Annotated in this window: 21 protein-coding genes and 1 pseudogene; 4 read left to right on the plus strand and 18 right to left on the minus strand. The window is 52.1% G+C overall.

The window, feature by feature from the left end; translation table 11 throughout:
• Position 1: 1 nt before the first annotated feature.
• The 11 genes and pseudogenes from MKX74_RS22225 to MKX74_RS22275 form a co-directional block, all read right to left on the minus strand.
• On the minus strand, positions 2-1096 hold the full coding sequence (locus MKX74_RS22225; protein ID WP_341179878.1) for a CgeB family protein: 1095 nt from the start codon (positions 1094-1096) through the stop codon (positions 2-4).
• Positions 1097-1149: 53 nt separating this feature from the next.
• Entirely contained in the window at positions 1150-2220 is a 1071-nt protein-coding gene (locus MKX74_RS22230; protein ID WP_341179879.1) for a CgeB family protein, read from the minus strand.
• 305 nt (positions 2221-2525) lie between these two features.
• Positions 2526-2906, minus strand: coding sequence for a hypothetical protein (locus MKX74_RS22235; protein ID WP_341179880.1), 381 nt, complete (start codon positions 2904-2906; stop codon positions 2526-2528).
• 1 nt (position 2907) lies between these two features.
• Entirely contained in the window at positions 2908-3204 is a 297-nt protein-coding gene (locus MKX74_RS22240) for a hypothetical protein (protein WP_036635591.1), read from the minus strand.
• The gene (locus MKX74_RS22245; RefSeq protein WP_018885541.1) at positions 3201-3533 is read right to left on the minus strand and encodes a hypothetical protein; all 333 of its coding nucleotides are present in this window, start codon (positions 3531-3533) and stop codon (positions 3201-3203) included. The genes MKX74_RS22240 and MKX74_RS22245 overlap by 4 nt, the downstream gene beginning before the upstream one ends.
• Before the next feature lie 27 nt (positions 3534-3560).
• The gene (locus MKX74_RS22250; RefSeq protein WP_018885542.1) at positions 3561-3848 is read right to left on the minus strand and encodes a hypothetical protein; all 288 of its coding nucleotides are present in this window, start codon (positions 3846-3848) and stop codon (positions 3561-3563) included.
• Between the two features lie 575 nt (positions 3849-4423).
• Positions 4424-5140, minus strand: a pseudogene (locus MKX74_RS22255) (sugar phosphate nucleotidyltransferase); the annotation flags it as partial.
• Positions 5137-5931: a glycosyltransferase family 2 protein gene (locus MKX74_RS22260; protein WP_026281165.1), complete on the minus strand. Its 795-nt coding sequence runs from the start codon at positions 5929-5931 to the stop codon at positions 5137-5139. The pseudogene MKX74_RS22255 and the gene MKX74_RS22260, both read right to left, overlap by 4 nt.
• Positions 5897-6688: a glycosyltransferase family 2 protein gene (locus tag MKX74_RS22265; RefSeq protein ID WP_018885545.1), complete on the minus strand. Its 792-nt coding sequence runs from the start codon at positions 6686-6688 to the stop codon at positions 5897-5899. The genes MKX74_RS22260 and MKX74_RS22265 overlap by 35 nt, the downstream gene beginning before the upstream one ends.
• A 389-nt stretch (positions 6689-7077) precedes the next feature.
• Positions 7078-7983, minus strand: coding sequence for a glycosyltransferase family 2 protein (locus MKX74_RS22270; protein ID WP_341179881.1), 906 nt, complete (start codon positions 7981-7983; stop codon positions 7078-7080).
• 97 nt (positions 7984-8080) lie between these two features.
• Positions 8081-9268, minus strand: a complete 1188-nt coding sequence (locus MKX74_RS22275) for a glycosyltransferase family 4 protein (protein WP_341179882.1) — start codon at positions 9266-9268, stop codon at positions 8081-8083.
• A gap of 269 nt (positions 9269-9537) precedes the next feature.
• Between MKX74_RS22275 and MKX74_RS22280 the strand changes: the two genes are divergently transcribed.
• Together MKX74_RS22280 and asd are read left to right on the plus strand one after the other, a co-directional pair.
• A complete protein-coding gene (locus MKX74_RS22280; RefSeq protein WP_341179883.1) occupies positions 9538-10656 on the plus strand; it encodes a YheC/YheD family endospore coat-associated protein in 1119 nt (372 codons plus the stop codon).
• Positions 10657-11058: 402 nt separating this feature from the next.
• On the plus strand, positions 11059-11850 hold the full coding sequence (gene asd, locus MKX74_RS22285) for an archaetidylserine decarboxylase (RefSeq protein ID WP_018885550.1): 792 nt from the start codon (positions 11059-11061) through the stop codon (positions 11848-11850).
• A gap of 607 nt (positions 11851-12457) precedes the next feature.
• Here the strand turns inward: asd and MKX74_RS22290 are convergent.
• Both MKX74_RS22290 and pdxR read right to left on the minus strand, forming a co-directional pair.
• Positions 12458-13243, minus strand: coding sequence for an AraC family transcriptional regulator (locus tag MKX74_RS22290; RefSeq protein WP_018885551.1), 786 nt, complete (start codon positions 13241-13243; stop codon positions 12458-12460).
• Positions 13244-13249: 6 nt separating this feature from the next.
• Entirely contained in the window at positions 13250-14836 is a 1587-nt protein-coding gene (pdxR, locus tag MKX74_RS22295) for a MocR-like pyridoxine biosynthesis transcription factor PdxR (RefSeq protein WP_341179884.1), read from the minus strand.
• A 156-nt stretch (positions 14837-14992) separates the two neighbouring features.
• Between pdxR and MKX74_RS22300 the strand changes: the two genes are divergently transcribed.
• Both MKX74_RS22300 and MKX74_RS22305 read left to right on the plus strand, forming a co-directional pair.
• Entirely contained in the window at positions 14993-15610 is a 618-nt protein-coding gene (locus tag MKX74_RS22300; protein WP_341179885.1) for a pyridoxamine 5'-phosphate oxidase family protein, read from the plus strand.
• Positions 15611-15756: 146 nt separating this feature from the next.
• Positions 15757-17049, plus strand: a complete 1293-nt coding sequence (locus MKX74_RS22305; RefSeq protein ID WP_018885554.1) for an aminotransferase class I/II-fold pyridoxal phosphate-dependent enzyme — start codon at positions 15757-15759, stop codon at positions 17047-17049.
• A 400-nt stretch (positions 17050-17449) separates the two neighbouring features.
• Here the strand turns inward: MKX74_RS22305 and MKX74_RS22310 are convergent, their stop codons facing one another.
• The 5 genes from MKX74_RS22310 to MKX74_RS22330 form a co-directional block, all read right to left on the minus strand.
• Complete coding sequence (locus tag MKX74_RS22310) at positions 17450-18229, minus strand: hypothetical protein (protein WP_341179886.1); 780 nt, start codon at positions 18227-18229, stop codon at positions 17450-17452.
• A 174-nt stretch (positions 18230-18403) separates the two neighbouring features.
• Positions 18404-19618 carry an ABC transporter permease gene (locus MKX74_RS22315; RefSeq protein ID WP_341179887.1) on the minus strand — a complete coding sequence of 405 codons (1215 nt, stop codon included), beginning with the start codon at positions 19616-19618 and terminating at the stop codon, positions 18404-18406.
• A gap of 4 nt (positions 19619-19622) precedes the next feature.
• Positions 19623-20375 carry an ABC transporter ATP-binding protein gene (locus MKX74_RS22320; RefSeq protein ID WP_018885557.1) on the minus strand — a complete coding sequence of 251 codons (753 nt, stop codon included), beginning with the start codon at positions 20373-20375 and terminating at the stop codon, positions 19623-19625.
• A 69-nt stretch (positions 20376-20444) separates the two neighbouring features.
• Positions 20445-21971 carry a DEAD/DEAH box helicase gene (locus MKX74_RS22325; protein ID WP_026281167.1) on the minus strand — a complete coding sequence of 509 codons (1527 nt, stop codon included), beginning with the start codon at positions 21969-21971 and terminating at the stop codon, positions 20445-20447.
• Positions 21972-22202: 231 nt separating this feature from the next.
• Positions 22203-22982 (minus strand): SDR family NAD(P)-dependent oxidoreductase, encoded by a 780-nt coding sequence (locus MKX74_RS22330; RefSeq protein WP_341179888.1) that lies wholly within the window; start codon positions 22980-22982, stop codon positions 22203-22205.
• Positions 22983-23055: the final 73 nt, after the last annotated feature.

Raw genomic sequence — 23055 nt, forward strand, 5'->3', positions numbered from 1 at the left:
ATCACCCTGGGAACAGAGTCGTCAGCAGCTGATCGATTCTGTTCATATACGTATGATCCCGGAGTGTGCGCTCCAGCCCTTTGAGCGCAATGTTTCGCCGCTGCTCCTCATGCTCCAGATAGTAATGCACCTTATCCAGCAGCTCATTGGGAGAGCTGTAGGTCTCGATCTCTACACCAGGCTCGTAGAATCTGGGAAGATCCTCGCGCATATCCGTCAATTGAAAAGCAGACGAGGCCGCGACCTCGAAGGTGCGTGGATTCGGTGAATACCCCGGTAGCTTCAGCAGGTTATTGTTCACAAGCTCATCCTCATGCGAGCGGTGCAGATTAATAATAATCTTGCTTCCGTTATAGACCTCGTTGGTCTGACTCGGGTCCAGCCAGGTGCCTACATCAATTCGATCTGCATACAATGGATAATCCGGCATCCGGTCCCACCAGAGTCCGTTGATACGGAAGTCACGCTGCATGAGCTGGGACATAATCGGCTGCAAGTAGAAGATACGACTCCAATAAGCAGAGCCGGTAAAGCTCAGCTCGCGGCGGTTATTGGATGGATAAGCCAGCGGATGAAAATGTGACGGTGCCACGCCAAGCGGCAAATAATGAACAGATGCACTGCAGGCCTGCTGGTACAGCTCTAGACAATTCAGCTCCAATGTGAAGACGTGGTCGAAATGCTGGACCAGTGGAATGGTCAGATCGGTGTAATACGGATCGTCCGTCAACCAGACAGCTGTACGAATTCCCTTTCGGCGGATTTTATCCATCTGCTCCTTGTCGACGTCCAGACCATCCAGAGCCAGTACCAGATTCGGGTGCTGCTGGAGAGCAATCTCACTGAATGGCAGGGAAGGGTCCGTCACGGTTACCCGGGTTGCCAGCAACTGGAGTGCATCGATAATCGCCGAATCAATCGGGGAATAAGGGAATGACTTGCCAGAAGGAATATACAGAATATGCAGGGGACGAACCGGAAAAACCGGGCGCGGCAGAGCTGCAATCGCGTTCGCTCTTCCCCGCATATAGCCCTCCTCATACCCCTGATGCCAGCCATGCGGCTTGAGCATGACCGTAATTGTATTCTCAGACATCGCTCTCTCTCCTTTAATAAGCCTAATGGTTGAATCTAGCTGACGTTTCGGCCTCAGGTCACGGCCAGTTGGAGCAGCTGCGGGATACGATGGGCAAACGTGTGCTTCTGTAAGGTGGTACGCATTCCTTCCCACGCCAGTCGGAGCCGCTCCGTCTCATGTTCCAGGTAATAGGCCAGCTTCGCTTGCAGCTCTTCAGCCGTAGCGAAGGTCTCAATGTCGTGGCCTGGCTGATAGTAACGGACCAGATCATCGCGGATGTCCGTCATCTGCAGCGTACCGCAGGCACTGATCTCGTAAGTGCGCGGATTGATGGACTGGGCAGGAATCTGGTGCAGGTTCTCATTATCCAGCCCGCTCTCGGCAGGTCTGTGAATATTGAGCACAATCTTGGCACCGTTGTAGTAGTTAGCCGTCTCCTCAATGTCCATCCAGCCTGGACGAATGAAGGGACCGAGGATATCCTGTCGCTGCATTCGTTCCCAGGAGCCACCTACGATGAGCACCTTTTTACCTTCGAGAAAAGGAGCCAACTGGTCGAATAGCGCCACCCGATTCCAGAATGCACTGCCGATGAAGCAAATATCATATTTGTACTCTGGGTTAACCTTCCGGGGATGAAACACACTCGGGCCAACCCCCAGTGGCATATAATGTACCTGTTTGGCCTGCATACTCTGGTAAAAGGGTACACAGGACATTTCGTGTGTGAACACTACATCGTAGTACAAGCAATTTTTAGCTGTCTTCTCCGTAAAATAAGGATCGTCAACGAACCAGACCGCCGTCCTGATCCCGAAGGCACGGACTTGTCTCAGCTGTTCCTCATGGTCCTCCGGCAGTCCATGCAGACCATTCATTACCAGCACCAGGTCAGGACGCGACACGATGGCATCGGCCAAAATCGTCTTGATATTGCCCACGGTGCATTCACGTACGCTCTGGCGGAGTGCGTCGATGACGCCCGTATCAATGGCTGGAAATCCTTGCGGAATATACAGCACACGCAAGTCTGACATTTGCGGAGTGACCGTGAAGCTCTCCAGTATGGCCTTGCAGCCTCCTACTCGTCGTCCTTCCTCATAGCCGCTCGAATACCCCTCTGTATGTGTCAGGTGACTCACTTCCTTTCCAAGTTAGGACACGTCATTTCAGATTCCACAGCTTGCAGCCTGCCCACCCAAGGTCCCCTAATGTGATCCCGCCATCCATGCAGGAGCATACAGGCAGATAGTGTCGTTCTTAACCTATATATGCCGTGGGGTTATTTGCATCATGGACGACAGCCGTGTTTTGTGAAAATTGGCTCCAGCCCTGTCTTGTCTGCTCATCTTCGTTGTCAGAATCTACGGGACCATAACACAAAAAAGGTACGAATAACCGATGTCTTTCGGTCATTCATACCATCTAGGTGGACGAACGATATTCCCTATCCTTGAGGCTTAAAGGCAAGCTCGTGCCCTTCTGCATACCCTTTGGCAAAGCCTTCGTTGAACCCTTCATGATACGCCTCGTCGAAGCTCTGGCTGACTGGAGCCGGAACGACCTCTACCTGTTGGGGTGCGGGGGCTGGCTCCTGAGTCGGAACAAATATATTCTGCTGCGGAGCGAACCCGGCAGCAGCCCGCAGCTTGCGGCGAGATCTGTAGAGTCCCTTCTTGCCACGCTTGGTCACATGCTTGCGCCCTTTGACCAGCAGCCCTCTTCTTTTCTTCTGGAGTTTCAGCTTGGCTCGAGAAGCCCGACCGAGTGTTTTGCGCCCGGAGCGTAGCCTGGACTTCTTGTATACGCGTCCCGTTTTCTTCTTCATGTCAGTCCTCCTTATAGTTGCTCATCGGCTCTGTCCTGATCCGCTGCTGCGGAGGTAGCCAGGGACTGGACGGCACCCCATGTCGTGGCTTGGGCAGCGAGATGCCCCCCAGCATGCGCGCCATCTCATGCTGATAGGCTGTAAGTAGCCGCAGGCTCTCCTCCATGCTTTTGGCGGATACTTCGGCATGAGGTATCACATCGGCCATACTGTGCAGCAGCCTAGCAATGGCATGCTGGCTGGCTGCTATGGAATCCACCAGCTCCAGCTTCACCTCATGCTCCCGCTGATAGCTCATGAATCGCTGTCTCCGTCACCAAAGCTGTCGCCGAACATCCCGTCCAGTCCGTCTGCAGACTCCTCCTCCAGCACAGCCTTCAGATTGCTGCACAGACCTGTCTGCAGACGGGTTAATCCCTCCAGCATTTCCACCATCTGCTCATGAATCTCCAGTGGCTTCTGCAGCTGATCCTCGTGCGTCTCAAAGGTATGAGCCATGACATGATTAATCGTCCAATTGCGAGCCTTCTCGGCTTCAAGAGCCTTGGCCTCCAGGATGAGCGCCACATTTCGCTGCAGCTTGGCAGCGGCATCCAGCATATGCATCATGGCCTGTTCCCTGCTCATCTTCACCTCACCGCCTTTAGTAATACGCTATTCCTCATCCTGCCCATTCATTTCCTTCATGACCTTCGTAAGCATCTCAGCCATGGCATCCTGAAAGTCGGCCAGGCCATTCAAATAGGCAATCACACTTTTGTTAACCTCCGAGGAGCCGTCCATCAAGCCGGATATGCCATCCAGGTCCGGGTCCTGATCCGGCAGCTGATGAATGATGTGGGCCATCCTCACCACAACCTGCCGCTCGGTGTCCAGCAACCGGGCCATCTGCTGATGTGACTGGGAGATGTGCTGCAGCAGATCATCAATTTTGTCCTGCATGAACCACCCGATACCTCCTTATTCTTTTCACCACTTGTATATCCTGTGGGCTAGAATCAGTATGCCGCCTCCTACAACCTATTCGCCTGCCTGCATTCGGGTTCTTCCAAATTCCATCGGAATTGAAGCTGATCACATAATTACTCTGCTCAGTGAGTCGGTCGCTTCCCAAGATGCAGATTCCCCCACACGTTCCGCCTGAATACAGCTTGTCTAGATGCCAAAATCATGAAAAGGCCACGGCATACTCCAGTACACCGCAGCCTTACTTCCTGTTCTTACTCATCACCTTGCTTGCTAGCCTCAATATCTTTGGTACCCTTGTTAGCTTTGGATTCCTTGGATTCCTTGGCTTCCTTGATAGCTTCGATATTCTTGGTAGCTTCGGTATCGTTCTCAGAAATCTCGATGACCGAGTCAACCATCCGATTGTCCCTGTCATCTATTCCTTCATGGGCCAGCTTCTCGCTATCATCCTGGGATTCAGCCGCTACTTCATCCAGCGAAGTCTCATTGAACTCCACTGTCGAGGTACCAGCCTCCACCTGCTCCGAAGGAGCAGCCAGGGCAAAATCCCTCATGTGCTCGCTGGCTTCCCGCAGAGATTCGAAGGTGCCTGCATCGCTCCAGTAGCCCTCCAGAATGTCATACTCCAGCTGACCTTCTCTGGCGTACCAGTTATTCACATCCGTAATCTCGAACTCACCTCTTGCTGAGGGAACCATTTGTTCAATGACCGAGAAGACAGATACATCATAGAGGTAGATGCCTGTCACACAATACTGGGACTGCGGGTTCGCCGGCTTCTCCTCAATCTGCAGAATCTTGGAAGGCGCATCGGGGTCAAAGACAGGCACACCGTAGCGATGAGCATCCTCTACTTCCTTCAGTAGTACCCTGGCGCTGCCGAACGGCTGCTCCATGAATTTTGCAATACTTGGCTGCAAATCATCCACGAAGAGATTATCCCCGAGGAGGACTACGAATTTACCGGCATGCTCGACAAAGCTCTCGGCCAGGTTCAAGGCTTCTGCAATCCCCCCGGCCTCCTCCTGAATACGGTAGGAAATCTGCACCCCGTAGGCATTGCCACTCCCCAGCAAGTTCGTGTACAACCCGGCAGAATGCTTACCCATCACGATCAGAATGTCCTGGATCCCCGCTTGACGCAACCTCTCAATCCCGTACAGAACCATGGGATATTTGCCGACAGGCAGCAGATGCTTGTTAATGATCGATGTCAGGGGCATTAGGCGTGTTCCCGTTCCCCCGACCAGAATGATGCCTTTCATGTCCCACCACCTCCGCTCTCATACGGTTCACCACGAACCGTGTTCTCTGGAAGCTCAATATATTCGCGAGGATCGGTATGCCATTTGCTCATGAACCTGCGATAGTTGCGCTCTATAAGGGCTTCCAGCTCTGGCTGTCTGACTTTGGCAAAGCTCGCGCTACCCTCATGATGTACAAAGCAATCGCTGCACATCAGTAGTCTGCTGCCCTGCAACCGGGCCCGGAAGCAAAAGTCATCATCCTCGTAATGCCCTGCACCGTATCCCTCATCAAGGTAACCAATGCGGTCCAGCAACTTTCGACTGAAGAGCATACAGAATCCTACCAGCCTCTTGACCTCTCGCCAGCGCACTGCATCACTGACATTGTTGCGTACAGCATAGCTCATGAATTGTTCCATAGAGTTCGCCCCGCAATCGACCTGCTGCAAGCCACTCACATAGTTCGTAACTGGACCTACAATCCCTATATCGGCTGCGCTATGCAGGGCAGAACGTAAATTCATCAGCCAGCAGGGAGTCACTGTGACGTCATTATTCAGCAGTAGCAGCTCATCTCCCTCTGCCAGACGAAGACCGAGGTTACAGGCTGCCGGAAAGCCCCGATTCACAGGCAGACGTACACTGCGTAGATTCTCTTGGACACAATAGCTACTTGTGCCGTCTGTTGAGGCATTATCCACTACGATAATCTCGTAAGGTACGTCCGTATACTGCCGGATCGCAGCCACACAACGCTGCAAGAGCGGCAACCCATTATACGTGGGAATGATGATGCTTGTGAGGCGTATAGCGATTCCTCCCTTCGGCAATCTTGGCGCGGGACGGTAGCGTGCGGGTGCTGGATTCACCTCGGGCATTCCATTCGGAGGCATTCAATATGGCAGACAGCGCTTCTGCATGATCCCCAATAATTAGCTGCTCCACTGGATTCCCTGCCCCACGGTTCATGCTGGCCCGACGGCGGTTACGCGCCAACACGTTCACACTGCATACCCCAGCAATCCTCATTCCCTTCATGATTGCACGTGCCTGTGCCAGCGGAGGAACGGCAAGGACGTCTGTGCCAACGGCATCAAGACAGCGGCGAGAGAGTGCATGTGGAATAGCTGTCATGGAATCTGCTCCAAGATCGGTACGATCCAGCATCCGATTCAGAAAAGCCTTGCAACGCGTAACCTGATCCTGCTGCTCGAATACGGGAATCAACGGCGTCAGATGATTCAATGCGACATCCGTTCCTCGCTGTACGGCAAGCAGGAAAGGCGCAAGCTCCTCAGCACGGAGTGGAATGTCCGCATCTGTGAACAACACGATATCTGCTGTGGTCAATCTGGCCCCAATGCTCCTGCCGACGTCGTAGCCAAGCCTTTCCGGAATATGAACGACAGTCACACCTGGGTGTCCTATCGCCTGCTCATAGGTCCTGTCCGTACAACCATTCAGGACCACAATAATATCTTGTAGGGGCAGTCGTCTTAGCTCGCTTAATACACGTGAGATCGTCTTCTCTTCGTTGCAGGCTGTCACGATGGCAGCAGCCTTCATATGAATGGGAATCCGTAACTCCCTTGTATGTTGGAAAGCTCTGGCCCTGCCGTTCACAAGCGGGATATGCTGTGATGTCTGATATGGCGTCGAGGATGACGAACGGTATGGAAGGCCGTGTGATGTATAGTGTGATTTTTTGTTCGATGTACGATTCGATGTACGGTGTGATGATCGATGGAGTGGTTGTATTGCTAATTTAGAGACTGACTTGTGTAACGCCCCGAACGATGGCTTGGATGCGGCTCTCCCGCTCCACCGAGCGAGGGAAGGTGAGAGGGTCTTACGGGCGGACGATCTAACTGACAATCCTCCAGCTCTTCTTCCTGAGCTTGTGCTACTTCTCGCTGTGCCTCCACGTTGCCTTTTATTTCTGCTGTGGCTTTGATTCATGATCGGATCACATCCATATGACGGAGCCGTTGCATAGCATCATATCCCATGCGCAGGCCTCTATGCTCCGCTAATCGTCTCCACGCCTCTTTATGATCTTCCACTACAATGTGCTGTAGTGGGTCCACACCACGAGTCGTTCGTCTAGGGTTCCAGCTTCCCACTGGAACGGACGCTGCCAGGCTCAGCTTCAAGCCATTCAGGACGGCCATCGCTTGCGCCAGCGGCGGTCTCTCCAGCACCTCATAGCCAAGCGTCTGGAGTGCTGTGCGGCTAAGAGCATGAGGCACCGCTGTCAGTGAGGCTCCACGCAGGTCGGGCCGTTGCAGCAACATATTCAACATATGCTTCGCTTCCACTACCGGGTGAACATTCCGCGTCCGGACGGGGCCACTGTAATCGTTCAAAGCGATATCTGCCCCCTCCAATATAGCTCTTATGAAAGGCTGAAGGAGAACAGCGGGAATGATCATGTCTGCGTCCAGAAAGAGCAGGATCTCCCCTTTTGCCACCTCTGCTCCGATACGGCGTCCGATATCATGCCCCAAAGGATGCTCGTAGGAGAGAACCCTGGCTCCAGCGGCGGCGGCAAGATCACCCGTGCCGTCCTCAGAGCCATTATCCACGACGATCACCTCAACTGGCGAACTGACCAGCTGAGCCTGCGTCACCACGGAGGCAATGGTTCGGCTCTCGTTCATCGCCGGGATGATGACGGATACGAGCGGACGTGCTTCATGCAGCCAATCTGCCCGGATACTGTCCGAATGCTGCGCAGACCGAGCAGGTCTGCTCTTTCGGGACGACCTGGCATTTGTGGTGGTCACGCTTCTTGTCATGGAGCGATGCTTCATTTTGTTGTCCGATACTCCAGCTGATATTCTCTTCTTCTTCCGATTCATGCCTACCCTCCTGCTTTCCCGCTTCGGTGGTCGGTATCCGAACAGTTCCACACATGTTATGCTCCCCTTGATGGGGCGGTAACGGCATTTGTACTGGCTATCGAGTCCACCTTCTCCCAGAAGGAGGCTTGACGGCAAGCATCTGCTGTACCACATGATCCCAACGTTCTGCCGTGTGCTTCCAGAGCAAGCGCCTGCTAACCTCCCGCTGTCCTGCCATCCCCATGCTTCTGGAGCAGTGTGGATTTCTGAGCAAGTATGTGATGGCCTCTGCCAACTCCTCTGCCATGCGGGAAGGCTCTACCAGAAGACCCGTAATCCCATGCTGGACTACCTCTGGAATCCCCCCAATTCGTGAGGCTACCACCGGAATTCCTGTAGCCATGGCCTCGACATTCACCAAGCCAAAGGCCTCCTCTCCACAGGAAGGAACCACTGCGATCTCCGCAAGCATATATAACTCGGCAAGGGCAGGATGGGGCGTGTAGGGAAGGAAGAGCACATGCCCTGGTAAGGCAGCAGCCTGTCTTCTCAGCGCAGACAGATAGGCTGTCTCCATATTTCTGCCATATCGGGGGCTACCGACGATGAGCAGCAGGACATTGGGGCACTGCCTGATAATATGCTGAAGTGCATGTAGCAGATGGTGAACTCCTTTTCCCGGTATCAGGCGCCCTGTATACAGAATAATGCGGCGGGAAGACCAGCCCAGCTGCTGCAATCTGGCCTCTCGAAGCAATTCTGTCTCTGGAAGACCACGCCTGGCGAAGTCCCGGGGGTCCACTCCTGGCAGATTGACGAACAAGCGACCTTGGGATTCAGGAGCCAGCCGCAGCACCTCATCTCTCAGAAAGCTGCTGTTCACTATGATCCCGTCGATGCTTCGCAGCATCGCTCGTAGTCGGCGCCGGGAGATCAGTGGCGGCTTGATGAACGTCGTGGAATGGAGTGTCAGCAGGACCTTCATACGGGGAAAGGTCCTCTTGATCTGCCAGGCGATAGCTGGCCTATTATGCACATCTGCCACCTCGGGCTGCTGGGCTGCCATGGCTCGCATGACGACACGCGTATAGCCTTTACCACGGGATACGCGTACGCAATGAACTCCGTGCACTTCTCCCCGCCGCGGCAGACCCTCTCCACGAATTCCATAAATGATAGTCTGCTCCCGATACACAGAGAGCGGTACCGTATGCTCGATGATGCGTTCTACAGAGCTGCTGTGTGCAGACGGCACCACGAACGATCCCGGCGAGATGACGGCGATTCTTGCAATCTCCCTCATGGGCGTCATCCTCCAATTCTGTTGCGGATACCCTACATCATATACAGAGAGAGCAGCGTATGGACACGGAGTATGTACCTATAAGGAGATTTTGGGCCAAGGCCTTCAGCCGTTGTCCATTACAGCAGGACAAGGACCTTCATATACTGCTAGGGACAGACACATTCTGATTCGACACGCAAGCGAGGCATTCAGCCAATGGCAACGATCAGATGAAAGTACAAGGCTAATGAACTGTTGATCCAGGGATAACGTAAGGAGGAACGGTCATGCACATGCAGTACGCCGGTATCTTACTGAATTCAGCACTATACCGGGGCATAACGACAGGAAGGACGGGGACAGAAGCCCTTGGACACTATGTAGAGGCAGCCCGAAAGTATGGGGTCATCCCCTGCTTTCTTCGACTGGAGGATATTCATCCGACGAAGCGTCATTGTGTAGCACAAGTACCAGTTGATGGAGGCTATCAGCGGATGCTTGTTCCGGTTCCTACGGTCATTCACAATCGGGCCATGTATAAGCATCGTCGTAGCTGGCAGCGATTGGAGGCGCTAAGAAGACGCGGTGTTCATATTTTCAACGGATATACCCGCTTTAATAAATACGACGTTCACCAGCTGCTAATGCGGGACCGCTCACTCCTTCCCCACTTGCCAGCCACGCACAAAGCATCCTCTGCAAGTATTACGAAGCTGCTGGAGGAGCATGGAGATGTCGTCCTCAAGCCCTGCAATGGCAGTATTGGCAAAGGCATCATGCGGTTGTACAAAGGCAGTGAATACTGGATGATGCAATACAGAGAACGTGCAGGAGAGCGAAAATGGCTAAATGCACCGCTGCTGAATGGACAGCTGCCTTACTGGATGCTTCAGCGTATGCACTCACAGGCTTACATTGTGCAGCAGACGGTTCCTCTGGCACAGTATCACGGTCGTCCATTCGATATTCGCGTGACCGTGCAGCGTGGATATGGTGGTAGTTGGGGAATTACCGGCATGTTCGCCAAGGTAGCACCACCGAACAGCTTCGTATCCAACGTAGGACAAGGCGGAAGTGCAATCCACGTGGAGGAGGCTCTTGCCTTCAATTTCCCGCCTTATCAGGTGAGACTTCTGCTCTCCAGACTGGAAATGCTGGCCATACGCATAGCCCAATCCCTGGCATCCTCTCTGGTTCATAGCGGACCCTTAAGTCCTTTGGCCGACATAGGGCTCGATCTGGGAGTAGATCAACGTGGTGAGCTGCACTTTATCGAATGCAACGGCAGGGACCAGCGCTATGGCTTCCGTGAGGCAGGCATGCCTGAGATCTGGCAGGAGACCTATGACAAACCTGTCGCATATGCCAGCTGGGTACTCCATCAACTGGCCCTGAAGCGTATGTGATGGGTCCAAGGCTACCTTGGCACAGCAGCCTACTAATTGGGCAGAGATAAGTTGAATATCTAATTATTGGGCATTGAGGTATTGATGTTGAGGTACTGATGTTGAGGTACTGATGTACTGATGTATTGATGTATTGAGGGCGGAGGTACTGAGCATTGACGTATTGAGGTGCCGAAGAACGGAAAATATGAGGTGTAGGGCGGTGATGGGACTCTGGTCTGTGTTACCACCGCCTCGAATTTTCTCTGCTCAATCCTTGCGCCAGCCCCCCCTATTCATGCGGGTTGGTGCACTGATGTACTCCAAAATATTGATTTACATAACATTATGTGGCAATATAATGCAGTAGTGGCCGGATACGCTTCGGTTCATGGCCCGGAACAACCACAAGGGGGATCTGTAATGGCAAAACAATGGCTCCGGCTGATGACAGAGCTCTCATCACGCAAATGGGTCTGCCGATTAGTGGGAGGCTTCGCCCAGAGTGGCGCCAGCCGACATGTAATACCCACATTTATCCGTACATACCGTATTGCCGCTGAAGAGGCGGAGCGAGATTGGACTGATTATGCTTCGTTGAATGAATTTTTCACACGGCGGCTGAAGCCGGGAATGCGTCCGGTAGATGAGACACCGAATACGCTCGCAAGTCCCGTAGATGCCCTGATCACATTCGCAGGTGATGTCGAGGCTGGCACGATGCTGAATGTCAAAGGACAGGATTATTCCGTGGAGGAGCTGCTGAACTATTCTCCACGCTTCGAAAAATACAAACACGGTTACGCTTTTGTACTATACCTGAGTCCGACAGACTATCATCGGATTCATTGTCCCGTGACTGGCAAGCTGGTCGAGAAAGAGCACATCAAGGGCAAAGTCTACCCTGTCAATGATTTCGGGCTGACACATATGAGGACTGTGCTTAGTCGAAATGAACGGAAGATCGCCTACATCCAGCATAATTATGGTGAATTGGCACTCATTAAGGTTGGCGCAATGAACGTCAGCAGTATTCAGTATACCGATGAGCAGGCGAAATCCTGGACCAAGGGGGAGGAGCTAGCCTTTTTCCAATTCGGTTCAACAGTAGTGCTCATTACGGAAGACGACACCTTCAAGCCGCTGGAATCCGCGGTGGTCGGCAGTCGAATCAGAATGGGGCAGTCATTGGGTCACTTCGTAGGCCAAGCCTGACATCGCTGATCTAAGAAGCTATCGAGGACACCATTTGCTCGCGTATGATATTCGATCATTTCGTCCATCCTCCACTAACATAAAAGGTCGAGACAGTAGCTACTCAGCTCCTGTACTTGACCTTTTTGTACGTCTGGCATTGCGACAATACGTGTTACCCAATACTGTATGTATGACATGCCCTTTCAGGCTGTCGTATGCATAACGTGTTCGATTAGCGTCTCATTGTGTACGCCCTACGTAGATCAGAACCATACACTTTGTGGCTCTGCTACCCTAATTCTGCGCTGCCGAAAACGGGACTTCACCAGCCCGGAGCCGTTGCCTCTGCGTGTCAGCATTCTGCGTCGTCTGTTCATACCCGATGTCTCCCTTCTCTATGTATCCCAGACCTTGCCGGGTGCTCTTAGAGAGGATTACCCAGCAGCTCCTGACTTGAAACGACGAGCAAGAAGTGAAGCCCCTTGCTAGAAGGGCCCATTCGATTCGGATGATCCAGCCTGCCAAATAGTCCTTTGAGGCAATCAAATGTACGTGTAGAGCTGCTGTGAGTGGAAGGCTCCGTCAACCACGGTTCAACCCGCTGTTTTTTGACCGAGGATCATGGCTAACGTATCTCCGATGGGCTTTTCCCCGTATATTGCTTGAACTGGCGGCTGAAGAAAAAGATGTCCCTGTAGCCTAGCGCCTCCGCTACCTCCGTAACATTCATACCTGCATGCAGGAGCAGATGCTGCGCACGCTCAATTCGCATACGGATGATATGAGCTTGCACCGATATCCCGGTCAGCTCTTTGAATTTGATGGAGAAGTATCTCGGAGACAATCCGACCCGGGCCGCCAGCTCCTCCACACGATGCTGCATACCTGGATGCTGACGAACATAATTGGCGATCTCATAGATCCCTTCCTCCAGATGATGGCTGACGGTACGGACTACCTTCTCCTGCCGATCTGCCCGCAGCAGATGGATTAGCAGTTGTTGCAGCAAGAGCCGCCCTTCCTCAATGGCGCCATAGGCTTGCTCCAAAGACAGTCGTACATACCTGGACAACATATGCTCGAAGTCCACCGTCTCCTCCAGCACCCGATAACGCTCAGGCACAGGCTCGGGGGTGGCCTCGACATCAAAATGAATATACGTAAGAACAAGTGGGCGCTGCGGATTGTGCACGGCACTTGTATAATCTCCAGGCCTGAACAGGAAGCAGCTGCCGGCTCCCACCTCATAATTCTCTTGATTGACCGTGACCGTGCCTTCCCCACTCCATACATAGAACAGATCGTAATTAGGCATCGGCTTCTCACGCGGCTGCCATCTCCAGCCTGGTTCACATACGATTTTGGCAAATGCCGGGAGCAGCACAAGCTGCGATGGTTGCATATGAAGCACTTCTTCCTACCTCCTGTCCAAATCCTGTTGTTCGCCTTGCTTCTGCAAGTCCAGCACATCCTGCCATGCCAGTTGCATACGCCGGGCCCCTTCCTCCAGCTGCTGTTCATCCAGATGCGAGAAGCCGAAGCTCACCGCTGGAACCGAGGGGGACAAGCTATAGTCCTTCATGTCCCTCATCCAGACACCACGCGCAGCTGCAGCTCGCCTGAACACCTCGTAGCTCGCCGGGTCCTGCCGCCAGCGTCCGAAGACATGTAGACCTGCATCTGTTGGCTCCAGGTCAAATAATGAATCTGTATAATACTTCATCCATGTAGTGAAGACAGAATATCGTATCTCATACAAGCGCGTAAGACGACGCAGATGGCGAGCATAGCTACCTCTCGTCATGAAATAAGCCATAGCCCGCTGCTCCAGCTGCCCGGAAGGGATCGGATCATATAGCTGCTTGGCCGACAGCAAAGGTTCCACTAGTGAGGGAGGTACTACAGCGAAGCCTACACGGAAATCCTCCGGCATCGTCTTGGAGAAGGACCCTACATAGATCACGCGTTCCTCTGTGTCCAGTGCCTTCAAGGGCTCGATCGGCCTACCTCCCCAGCGGAATTCGCTGTCGTAGTCATCCTCTACAATGACGGCCCCCGTTCGCGAAGCCCAGCTTAACAGCTCTCTTCTGCGCTGCAGACTTAGCACTGCTCCAGTGGGAAATTGGCGGGCTGGTGTCACGAATAGCAGCCGAGCCTTCCAGTCGTCCGGGATGATCCCTTCCCGGTCAAGCTCTGCGGCTACAATCCGCCCATCACAGACCTCGACTGCTCTGCGAATTCCAGGATAGCATAGCTGCTCCAGCACCACCTCATCCTGCTCCTGTATAAGCAGCTGCGTCAGCAGCGCAATGCCGTGCATTGAGCCATTGAACAAAATAATTCGCTCTGCCAATGTACGGATACCTCGTGTCAGGCGCAGGTGGGCAGCGATGGCTTCCCGCAATTCAAGGCTTCCTTTCGCATCAGTCACCCCTCGATTCACTGCGCTAGCCGCTGCAGCTGCTGAAAGCGACCTTCGCCATTCTGCATCGGGAAAATGATCCTCTGGCATGCGGCGAGGCACAAAGCTGATGTCGCTCGGGCTCGGAGCATCCGCAGTGCCTGGCGTGTGTATGGCACCCCCAAAGGAATACTGTGACGCCTCAGCCTCAGGTAAACGGTTTGACGACGTAAAGGAAGGGCACAGCCTACCTTCATCCTGCTGACGAGGGGGCAGCTTCGTGCTCATGACTCGTCTGGCCCATGGAGAGAGAAGGATCGGCGCTTCCTCTGTTGGACTGGAGACCGAGGTCGCTGCAAACGCTACGTAGGTACCGCTTCCGATCTCGGTGTGCACATAGCCATCCGCCTGTAGCATCTCATAAGCCTCGGCTACCGAACCACGCGAAAGTCCATAATGCTTGGCCATCCAGCGCGAAGACGGAAGACGCGTGCCCTCCTCCAATCTCCCCTCCCAGATGGCATCCTTGAGCGCATGGTAGAGCGCAGCATATTTATACCGATACCGCTCTATATAAGATTCCAGCGGCAGCATAAAGTCCATGATCTTCAACTCCATAAGAGTCAAAATTGACTCCAAATAAGTGGCCTATACAAATTACTTTAAAGTGGATCTATTTTCATGTCAATTTTCGTTTTATGCTAGTTGCATATCTCGAACCGGCCGGCTAGAGCATACGATGAAGGAGGCTATTTGAGTATGCGAAGAAAAGAATTCAGCGTAGAAGAGGAGCAGGATATTCAGGAATTTCTGGATCATATGACGTTCGGCTTTCTGGGAACCGTGACCCAAGAGGGAGAGCCGCGCGTGACTCCACTTAATTTTGTGTATGAGAACGGAATTATTTATTTTCATGGTAGCTACGCTGGAGAGAAAATGAAGAATATAAAGGCTCATGCTCAGGTCAGCTTCACCGTGGCTGAGGAATATTCGCTCATCCCCTCCTACTACACAGATGCGGAGCTTGCCTGCCCAGCAACCGCGTATTTTAAAAGTGTTACCCTACTCGGACATGCGGAGGCTGTCACGGATCTGGAGGAGAAGGCAGCCGTACTCGGCGCATTCATGCGCAAGCTCCAGCCAGAGGGCGGATATGCCCCTATTCAGGCCAGTGATGAACGCTACCGTGTTGCACTCAAGGGCGTGTCCGTCACCCGGATCATGCCTTCCTCGCTGACAGCCAAGTTCAAATTTGGGCAAAACCTGAGTGCAGGGGCCCGGAAGGAGATGACTGAACGACTGGAGGAACGTGCTCAAGGTAAGGACATTCAGACTGCGGAACTCATGCGCAAATATTGTCCCTTCCATTCTTCTTGATTTTCCCTGTGACGATGCGCTTTTTCGGGTGACTGTGCCGCGGTGAAATGCTATAATGTATGGCAATTAGTAATTAGAACTAGATGGTGCCATGCTGCCCTGCGGTACAGGGTCATGCATTTCCATCGACTGGAAGGATGAACCGAATGAATTCATTGGCTGAGCAATTGAATCACACGCTTCACACCGAGCAAGTGCATGTATACGAAATGCTCTCCACCCTCGGCAAAGAAATCTACTTTCCGAAGGAAGGTATTCTGAGTCAATCTGCCGAAGCAGGGAAGCTGGCCCAAAAATACAATGCCACCATTGGTATCGCTACTGAACAAGGCGGCCCAATGCACCTGAGTGTCATTCAGGAGAAGCTGTCGGCTTTCCAACCGAAGGATCTGTATCCTTATGCCCCTCCTGCGGGCAAGCCTGAGCTGCGTACAGCTTGGCGTAGCAAAATGCTGGTGGAGAACCCATCCTTACAACATAAATCCTTCGGCACTCCCATCGTGACGAACGCATTGACCCACGGTCTCAGTATCGTGGCTGATCTGTTCGCTGACGAAGGCGATGCTGTCATTTATCCGGACAAGAACTGGGAGAACTACGAGCTGACCTTCGGTGTCCGTCGTCATGCTCGTCTCGTCAATTATCCGCTGTTCACAGAGGATATGCGGTTCAACAGTCAAGGCTTGCGCGAGGCGCTCATGGCTCAGCAGGAGCAGGGCAAAGCGATCGTGCTGCTCAACTTCCCGAACAACCCGACTGGCTACACTCCGGGTCTTGAGGAAGGTAACGAGATTGTTGCCGCCATCCGCGATGCTGCTGAAGCCGGGATCAACGTCGTGGTGGTTACGGACGACGCCTACTTTGGACTATTCTTTGAGGAATCCTTGCAGGAGTCCCTTTTTGGCAAACTTGCAAATATCCACCCACGGGTGCTGGCTGTCAAAATTGACGGTGCCACCAAGGAAGAGTATGTATGGGGCTTCCGCGTCGGCTTCATCACCTATGCTTCTGACAGCAGCGAGGTCCTCTCCGCTCTGGAGCAAAAGACACTGGGTATCATTCGTGCCACCATCTCCAGCGGTCCACACCCGTCCCAGACCTTCGTGCTGGATGCGCTGCAGTCACCGGAATTCGAAGCCCAAAAGGCTGAGAAATTCGCAGTGATGAAGGGTCGGGCGAACAAGGTCAAGGCATTGCTGGACACAGGCAAGTATGATGATGCATGGGAATACTATCCGTTCAACTCCGGCTACTTCATGTGTCTGAAGCTGAAGAAGGTCCATGCCGAGGAACTGCGCACTCATCTGCTGCAGCAATATGGCGTAGGCACCATCGCTCTTGGTGAGCATGATCTGCGCATTGCTTTCTCCTGTATTGCAGAGGAGTATCTGGAGGATCTGTACAATCTTGTGTACCAGGCCTATCAGGATTTGGTGTAATTACTGGAACTAGAAGAGGGCGATCACGCGTATGTACGCAGTGATCGCCCTTGTTTTTGCTCTGTTTATACAAGATATATTAAAGTCTAGAAGGAATTAATCCATAAAATAAAAGTCGTCCTCTATTCCCCCATCAAAGTTAAATAACACTCTGTGTAGTCCTATATTTTTACCACGGTACCTTATCGGAATAGATACAGCTACATGATTATAGTTGAAATGTGGATAATTTGAATATATTATGGACAATGATTGGATTTTCATTTCTAAGAAAGCAGTTGAATAATCAGGAAAATCCCCCACAAATTCTTACGGATATTTTTTCTATAACTTTTCCCTTGATTCAGTTCTCTCCTGACAAGTGAGGTGCTTACTGGAATATTGGCTCAATCCACCCCTTCTATTTAAAAGTACCATCCTGTAACTCACTAAGACTAATCTCGAACTCCGCATGGTCTCCAATCGCATGGGGTACTTCAAAGGAGATGCCCAATGAGTCATTCGTAATATATGTGTAGATACCTAATTCGTTCTGCTCGCTAAACTCATCAGAATGTTCCAAATAGGAAATTAACTCATGATTAGTATAACTATTAAAATAATCCTTAGCTTCTGATTCAACTTCTAAATCTGGATCATATGTTACATATTTTGCTTTTCTCAGCAGTTCCAAAAAAGTATCGTTTATAATTAACAAGTCTGTAATTCCGATCCTCTTCTCAGTGATTAAATCAACATTAGTTGTAAAAGAAATATTAACAGGGTAAGCGCCAGTTGTAGTGTAACTAGTACCCAGGTATTGAATACTCAGCAATTCTTTTCCGATGCGACGTGGAGTGAAGTCCAGTTGAATTTCCATGTTTGGATTATCCTCTACATAACTTTCCAAGGCTCTCAAAACATCATTTTTCAGCATTTTGTTGATTCTATTTTGTTTTTCTGAATCTTCTAAATGAACAAGCACAGGGTATAGACTCTTTACATTACCGTGAGTATAAATTGCCTTCTGGAAGTATTGTTTATTCTCACTTTGGTCAACGCTTTCTTTCCTAGTCTCTACATCCTTAAAATCTCTTGATAAGTTAGTAGATGTTTCGTTCTCGCTAGTCGGCAATCCATTGTTACTTAATCCACAAGAAGTCAGGATACACACGAAGATGATCATCATACACAATTTCATAAAGAAACTCCCTACCTAATCTAGTGTGTGTCTGTTCAGTAAACCCACTGTAGAATTGTTCATGGTACTTCCAAAATAAAACAAGGGAGCCTGACTTCGGCTCCCTCTCACTTTATAAATTCTATATTTACCTCGCTATCCCAACTCCCAACTAACCTCGCCAGACAAGCTCTGCTACTCATCCTCTTCCGCCTTAGCCCAGCGTCTGGCCTGAGAAGCTCTCATCAACAGCAGCACAACTCCACCGCCAGCCAAGGTCAATACACTCATCCCCAATCGCTCCATTCCGCCGCTAAGCAAAGGGAGCCAGAGCAAGATAACGATTGGTAGGATCATGCGCGTAATAAAACTAAGGAAAGCCTGCTTGCGCTGCTCCGACGTAATCGGATATAGCTGTAGCCACAGCGATTCCTGATGACTGCGACGCAGAGAGGTGATCTGAAGACCAATGAGCAACAGGAAGAGCAGGTACAACAGACTGCCAAGCCATCCGGATGCCGTAAAGCCAACGAGCAAGAGACCAAGCACCAATAAGCGGATGACAATCCCCGCAGCCTCGGTGCGAGTGAAGGTCTTGGTTAAGAGAAAGCGATAAGCATTGGCTCGATTCCAGCCCATCCCGGCTCCTAGCCAGGAAAGCCAACTGCGTGATGTAATCTGCTGTCCCAATGCGGGCACATCTACGAACCAACTTAATACGCGCATCAGTCTGCCACCGTTGCTCTTCTCTTGGGCGATCAACAGCTCCCATGGCACCGGATGCTTGATGGGGAGGCGCAGCAGAATCAGATACAACACAGCAATGAGCACAATGAATGGAAGGCTCCGCAATGGCGGATACCACCACCAGGCTCCCAGAATGAGCAGGGCAAGCACCCATCTACCTACTGCAAACACTCTTCGCAGTGATGGAGAGACCATTCTAAGCTCCTGCCATCCGCCATAGCCTGACAAGCCCTTAACCAACAGGAGCAGAACGACTGACAGAATCAGTTCTCTCGGCTCTACCTCACTGCGCACGTACAGCGGCCACAGGATCATCAGCAGCAATAGCATACCTATTGCCTTATAGGTGACTCCTCTTGTATGTACACTCCGAAAATAAACCTGCATTCGATACTCTTGCGGACGCAGGAAGACGATATCCGCATCCGTCAGATAGGTCCGGTAGCTGCTATAAGCAACAGGAATCAGTACGAGCAGCATGATCCAACGGATGGGCAGTTCCGCTGGAACGTTCTGCAGCAGCGAGGTGTACCATGCTGCGAATGCAATCATGATAAAGGCAAACACAGCAGCAAGTCCACTCTGCAGCACATACCCGAGATAAGGTAGGATTTGCTTCCAGAACGACGCTCTTCTGTCTTGCAGAAGCTTGTTCAAGTCCATGGCTTTAATCCCTGTCCTGTACTAGAGAATAGAATACTTCCTCCAGCGGGACGCCCGGTTTCCCTGCCTGTGCTCTGACCTCATCCAAAGTGCCCTTGGCAATGATGGAGCCATGATGCAGCACCACGAACCGATCACAATAATTCTCAATGGTAGACAGAATATGTGAGCTAAGCAGAATGGACGAGCCTGAATTCCGAATCTCCAGCATGAAATCCAGCAAAGACCGTATCCCCAGCGGATCTAGTCCCAGAAATGGTTCATCAATGATATACAGCGGTGGCCTTGCCAAAAAGGCGCACATAATCATCACCTTCTGACGCATCCCCTTGGATAAGTGGATCGACAGACTGCCGCTCTTCTCCTTCATCCGGAACAAATCCAACAGCATCGCTGATCTCGTGCGAAAATCCTCCTCACTCACACCATAAGCACGAGCTGTGAACTCCAGATGCTCCATCACTGTAAGCTCTGGATATAGCTCAGGTGCCTCCGGGACAAAAGCGATTCCGGCCTGATATTGCTCCGGCTGCTGTTCCCTGGTCGAGCCCTGTACCCGAATTACTCCGCTATGCGGCGTCATGAGTCCCAGAATATGCTTCATGGTCGTGCTCTTGCCTGCTCCATTCAGGCCGATCAGACCGATCATCTCCCCGGGACGTACCTCCAGTGAGATATCGTGCAGTACAGGACGCTTGGCGCTGTAGCCGCCCGTCAGTCCGCTAATCTCCAATACAGGCTTCTGTTCCTGTTGCATGGCTTCCCCTCTTTTCCGTTCCGGGCGCCGCGACACATGACTCTCGGCAGCGCCTGCGTATTGATCTATTTATTCACGGGTTGATTCATCTGAGCGGGATGCTTTTTCCTTGAGCCACTTCGGTGCTCCTTTATTCTTGCGATCCCGATCCCGATCACGCTGACTCTTCAGCGGACTGCGACCAGATGTGTTGGCACTTCTCCCTGCACGTTCCGATCGCTCAGGGGACGGACCTGTACGACTGGTGCTCTTACGACCGCCATTCGTGGTGCTGGTGGTCTTACCGCTATTACTATTACTGCTATTATTCCCATTACCGCTGTTACCGCTGTTGCTCCTATTACTGCTACTACGTTTGCTGCTATCCTGCTTATGGCTATCTTGCTTACTGCCATTACTCATATTGTGACTGGCGCTGCCCGTTCTGGCATGTCGCGGGGCGGAGTAGGCCTTCTGCTCATCCAGACTGAGCACCTTGCCGTCCTGAAGCACACGCTGCTGAATGCTCTCCCCGATCTCCCGTGAGAATTTGCGCATAATGAATTCTTCGCGCTCAGTGACGATGGAGACCACCGTTCCCTTTTTACCCATCCGACCTGTGCGGCCTGCCCGGTGCACATAGTGCTCGGCATCGGTAGCCGGGTCATAGTGGATAACCATGTCCAGCCCCTCGACATCCAGTCCGCGAGCCGCCACATCCGAGGCGATCAGCAGCTTCAGCTTGTCATTGCGGAATTGCGACATGACGCGAGCCCGGGTGACCTTATCCGCATCCCCGTATAGAGCCGCAGCACTTAAGCCTACATAGTTCATCTTTGCTTCGACTTCGCCCAGATCGTCCGTGACGTTAACGAAGACAATGGCTTTGCGCGGATTATATTGCCTTACGATCCGGCGAAGCATATCCGCCTTGTCACGCTCCTCGCACACAAAATAAAGATGCTGAAGCCCCTCAGCCGTTACTCGGCTCGGATCAATACCTACCTCAGCTGGCTCTCTCATCTCCTGACGGGCCAGTCCCCGAATCTCATCATTCAGCGTAGCAGACAGGAAGACCAGCTGGCGGTCCCGAAGAGCGCTCTTCAGAATGTTGCGTACCTCGCCAGAGTCTCCGAGCTTGAACATCTGATCTACTTCATCCACGACGATCGTAGATACCTTGTGCATCTTCAGCTTACGCAATGCAAGCAGCTCACGCACCCGTCCAGGGGTACCGACCACCAAGGCTGGATGTTCACGCAGCTTGTCAATCTGGCGCTTGACTGCCGCTCCGCCGATCAGACCAAGCACCCCGATGCCCAGACTCTCACCGTAACGCTGCGCCTCACGGACGATCTGCATGGCAAGCTCCTGACTGGGAGCCAGCACCAGCTTCTGGGTACTCTTTTCAGCAGGATTAATAGACTGAAGAAGGGGTAGCAAGTATGCCAAAGTCTTCCCTGTACCCGTCTGCGATCTGGCGAGCACATCCCGTCCCTCCAGAATTAGCGGGATGGTCTCCTGCTGCACTGGCGATGGCTGCGTAATGCCATGCTCTGCAAGCTTGTCCGTAAGTGATTGTTGTATATTCAATGCTGTAAAATTCAATTCTGTCAAGATCGTCCAACCCCTATACATATTTTCACCGTTGTTCATCAACAGCTTTCCTGAAGTTCAGTCTTACATACTAGCTGCACTATTTTGCAGGTGAAAGCTCTGATTCATCATCATCTTCCATTATATGCGAAAAGAGCTCCCTGACCAAATTACGTTCTTTACAGGTCCAGGAAGCCTACATGCAGACAGCCCTTCTCACGCAAAAAAACCGGCTGTCAGTACACAGCCAGTCTATTTCTGATTCATAATCCCATGGGTAAGCCGATCGGCCAGCCTGGGAAATAGCTGATACAGCCGGATCGCCGCGGAGGCCAGTCTCGGCAAGTTGACCTCTTCCTTACGCTTCTCCATCGCACGTACAATCTGTTCTGCGACCTGCTCCGGCTTGAGCATCATCCATCTGACGTTGCTGACATAGCTTCCATTGGGATCGGCGATATCGAAGAAGGGCGTGTCTATCGGTCCAGGATTAATCGTTGTTACAGTGATCCCCGTCCCACGCATCTCCTGACGCAGTGCATTGCTGAATCCAAGCAAAGCATGCTTCGTGGCCGTATACGAAGTGGATTTGGCTGTCCCGATCTTTCCTGCCATAGAGGCGACATTGACGATTTGACCGTCCCTCCGTGCAAGCATCGCTGGCAACACAGCCTGAATGCACCGCACCGCTCCCATATAATTCACGTCCATCATACGTCCATATTCCTCAATGGGTATATCCGTGATCGCCTCAAATTTTCCATATCCAGCATTATTGAGCACGATATCTACCGCTCCGAACTCTTGCTGGATACGGGCCGCGGTCTGGGCGACCTCTTCATCACTTGTGACGTCCATGCTCATCCACTGGTGTCGGCCTTGCAGACGAGTGGAAATCGCTTGTAGCTTCTCTGCTGATCGGGCCGTCAGAACGGGAATGGCACCTCGCTGCTCAAGCAGCTCCGCACACATGGCTCCTATGCCGCTGGATGCTCCTGTAATCCATACAACCTTGTCCTTCAGCCTACTCATGATCGGTGCTCCTTTGACCTATCAGCATCCTGCATCGTCCATGCAACATGTCTGATTAGAAGAATGATATCTT

Source organism: Paenibacillus sp. FSL K6-1230 (assembly GCF_038002385.1).
Taxonomy (GTDB): domain Bacteria; phylum Bacillota; class Bacilli; order Paenibacillales; family Paenibacillaceae; genus Paenibacillus; species Paenibacillus massiliensis.

Bases quoted from the DNA above. Each gene is read 5' to 3' on its own strand.
- MKX74_RS22320 (WP_018885557.1), bottom strand. From the start codon at position 20,375: ATGCAACAGGAACAGAAGCCTGTATTGGAGATTAGCGGACTGACGGGC.
- MKX74_RS22275 (WP_341179882.1), bottom strand. From the start codon at position 9,268: ATGAGGGAGATTGCAAGAATCGCCGTCATCTCGCCGGGATCGTTCGTG.
- MKX74_RS22305 (WP_018885554.1), top strand. From the start codon at position 15,757: ATGAATTCATTGGCTGAGCAATTGAATCACACGCTTCACACCGAGCAA.
- MKX74_RS22225 (WP_341179878.1), bottom strand. From the start codon at position 1,096: ATGTCTGAGAATACAATTACGGTCATGCTCAAGCCGCATGGCTGGCAT.
- MKX74_RS22250 (WP_018885542.1), bottom strand. From the start codon at position 3,848: ATGCAGGACAAAATTGATGATCTGCTGCAGCACATCTCCCAGTCACAT.
- MKX74_RS22310 (WP_341179886.1), bottom strand. From the start codon at position 18,229: ATGAAATTGTGTATGATGATCATCTTCGTGTGTATCCTGACTTCTTGT.
- MKX74_RS22265 (WP_018885545.1), bottom strand. From the start codon at position 6,688: ATGAAGGCTGCTGCCATCGTGACAGCCTGCAACGAAGAGAAGACGATC.
- MKX74_RS22240 (WP_036635591.1), bottom strand. From the start codon at position 3,204: ATGAGCTATCAGCGGGAGCATGAGGTGAAGCTGGAGCTGGTGGATTCC.
- MKX74_RS22245 (WP_018885541.1), bottom strand. From the start codon at position 3,533: ATGAGCAGGGAACAGGCCATGATGCATATGCTGGATGCCGCTGCCAAG.
- pdxR (WP_341179884.1), bottom strand. From the start codon at position 14,836: ATGGACTTTATGCTGCCGCTGGAATCTTATATAGAGCGGTATCGGTAT.
- MKX74_RS22330 (WP_341179888.1), bottom strand. From the start codon at position 22,982: ATGAGTAGGCTGAAGGACAAGGTTGTATGGATTACAGGAGCATCCAGC.
- MKX74_RS22280 (WP_341179883.1), top strand. From the start codon at position 9,538: ATGCACATGCAGTACGCCGGTATCTTACTGAATTCAGCACTATACCGG.
- asd (WP_018885550.1), top strand. From the start codon at position 11,059: ATGGCAAAACAATGGCTCCGGCTGATGACAGAGCTCTCATCACGCAAA.
- MKX74_RS22315 (WP_341179887.1), bottom strand. From the start codon at position 19,618: ATGGACTTGAACAAGCTTCTGCAAGACAGAAGAGCGTCGTTCTGGAAG.
- MKX74_RS22235 (WP_341179880.1), bottom strand. From the start codon at position 2,906: ATGAAGAAGAAAACGGGACGCGTATACAAGAAGTCCAGGCTACGCTCC.
- MKX74_RS22300 (WP_341179885.1), top strand. From the start codon at position 14,993: ATGCGAAGAAAAGAATTCAGCGTAGAAGAGGAGCAGGATATTCAGGAA.
- MKX74_RS22270 (WP_341179881.1), bottom strand. From the start codon at position 7,983: ATGAATCGGAAGAAGAAGAGAATATCAGCTGGAGTATCGGACAACAAA.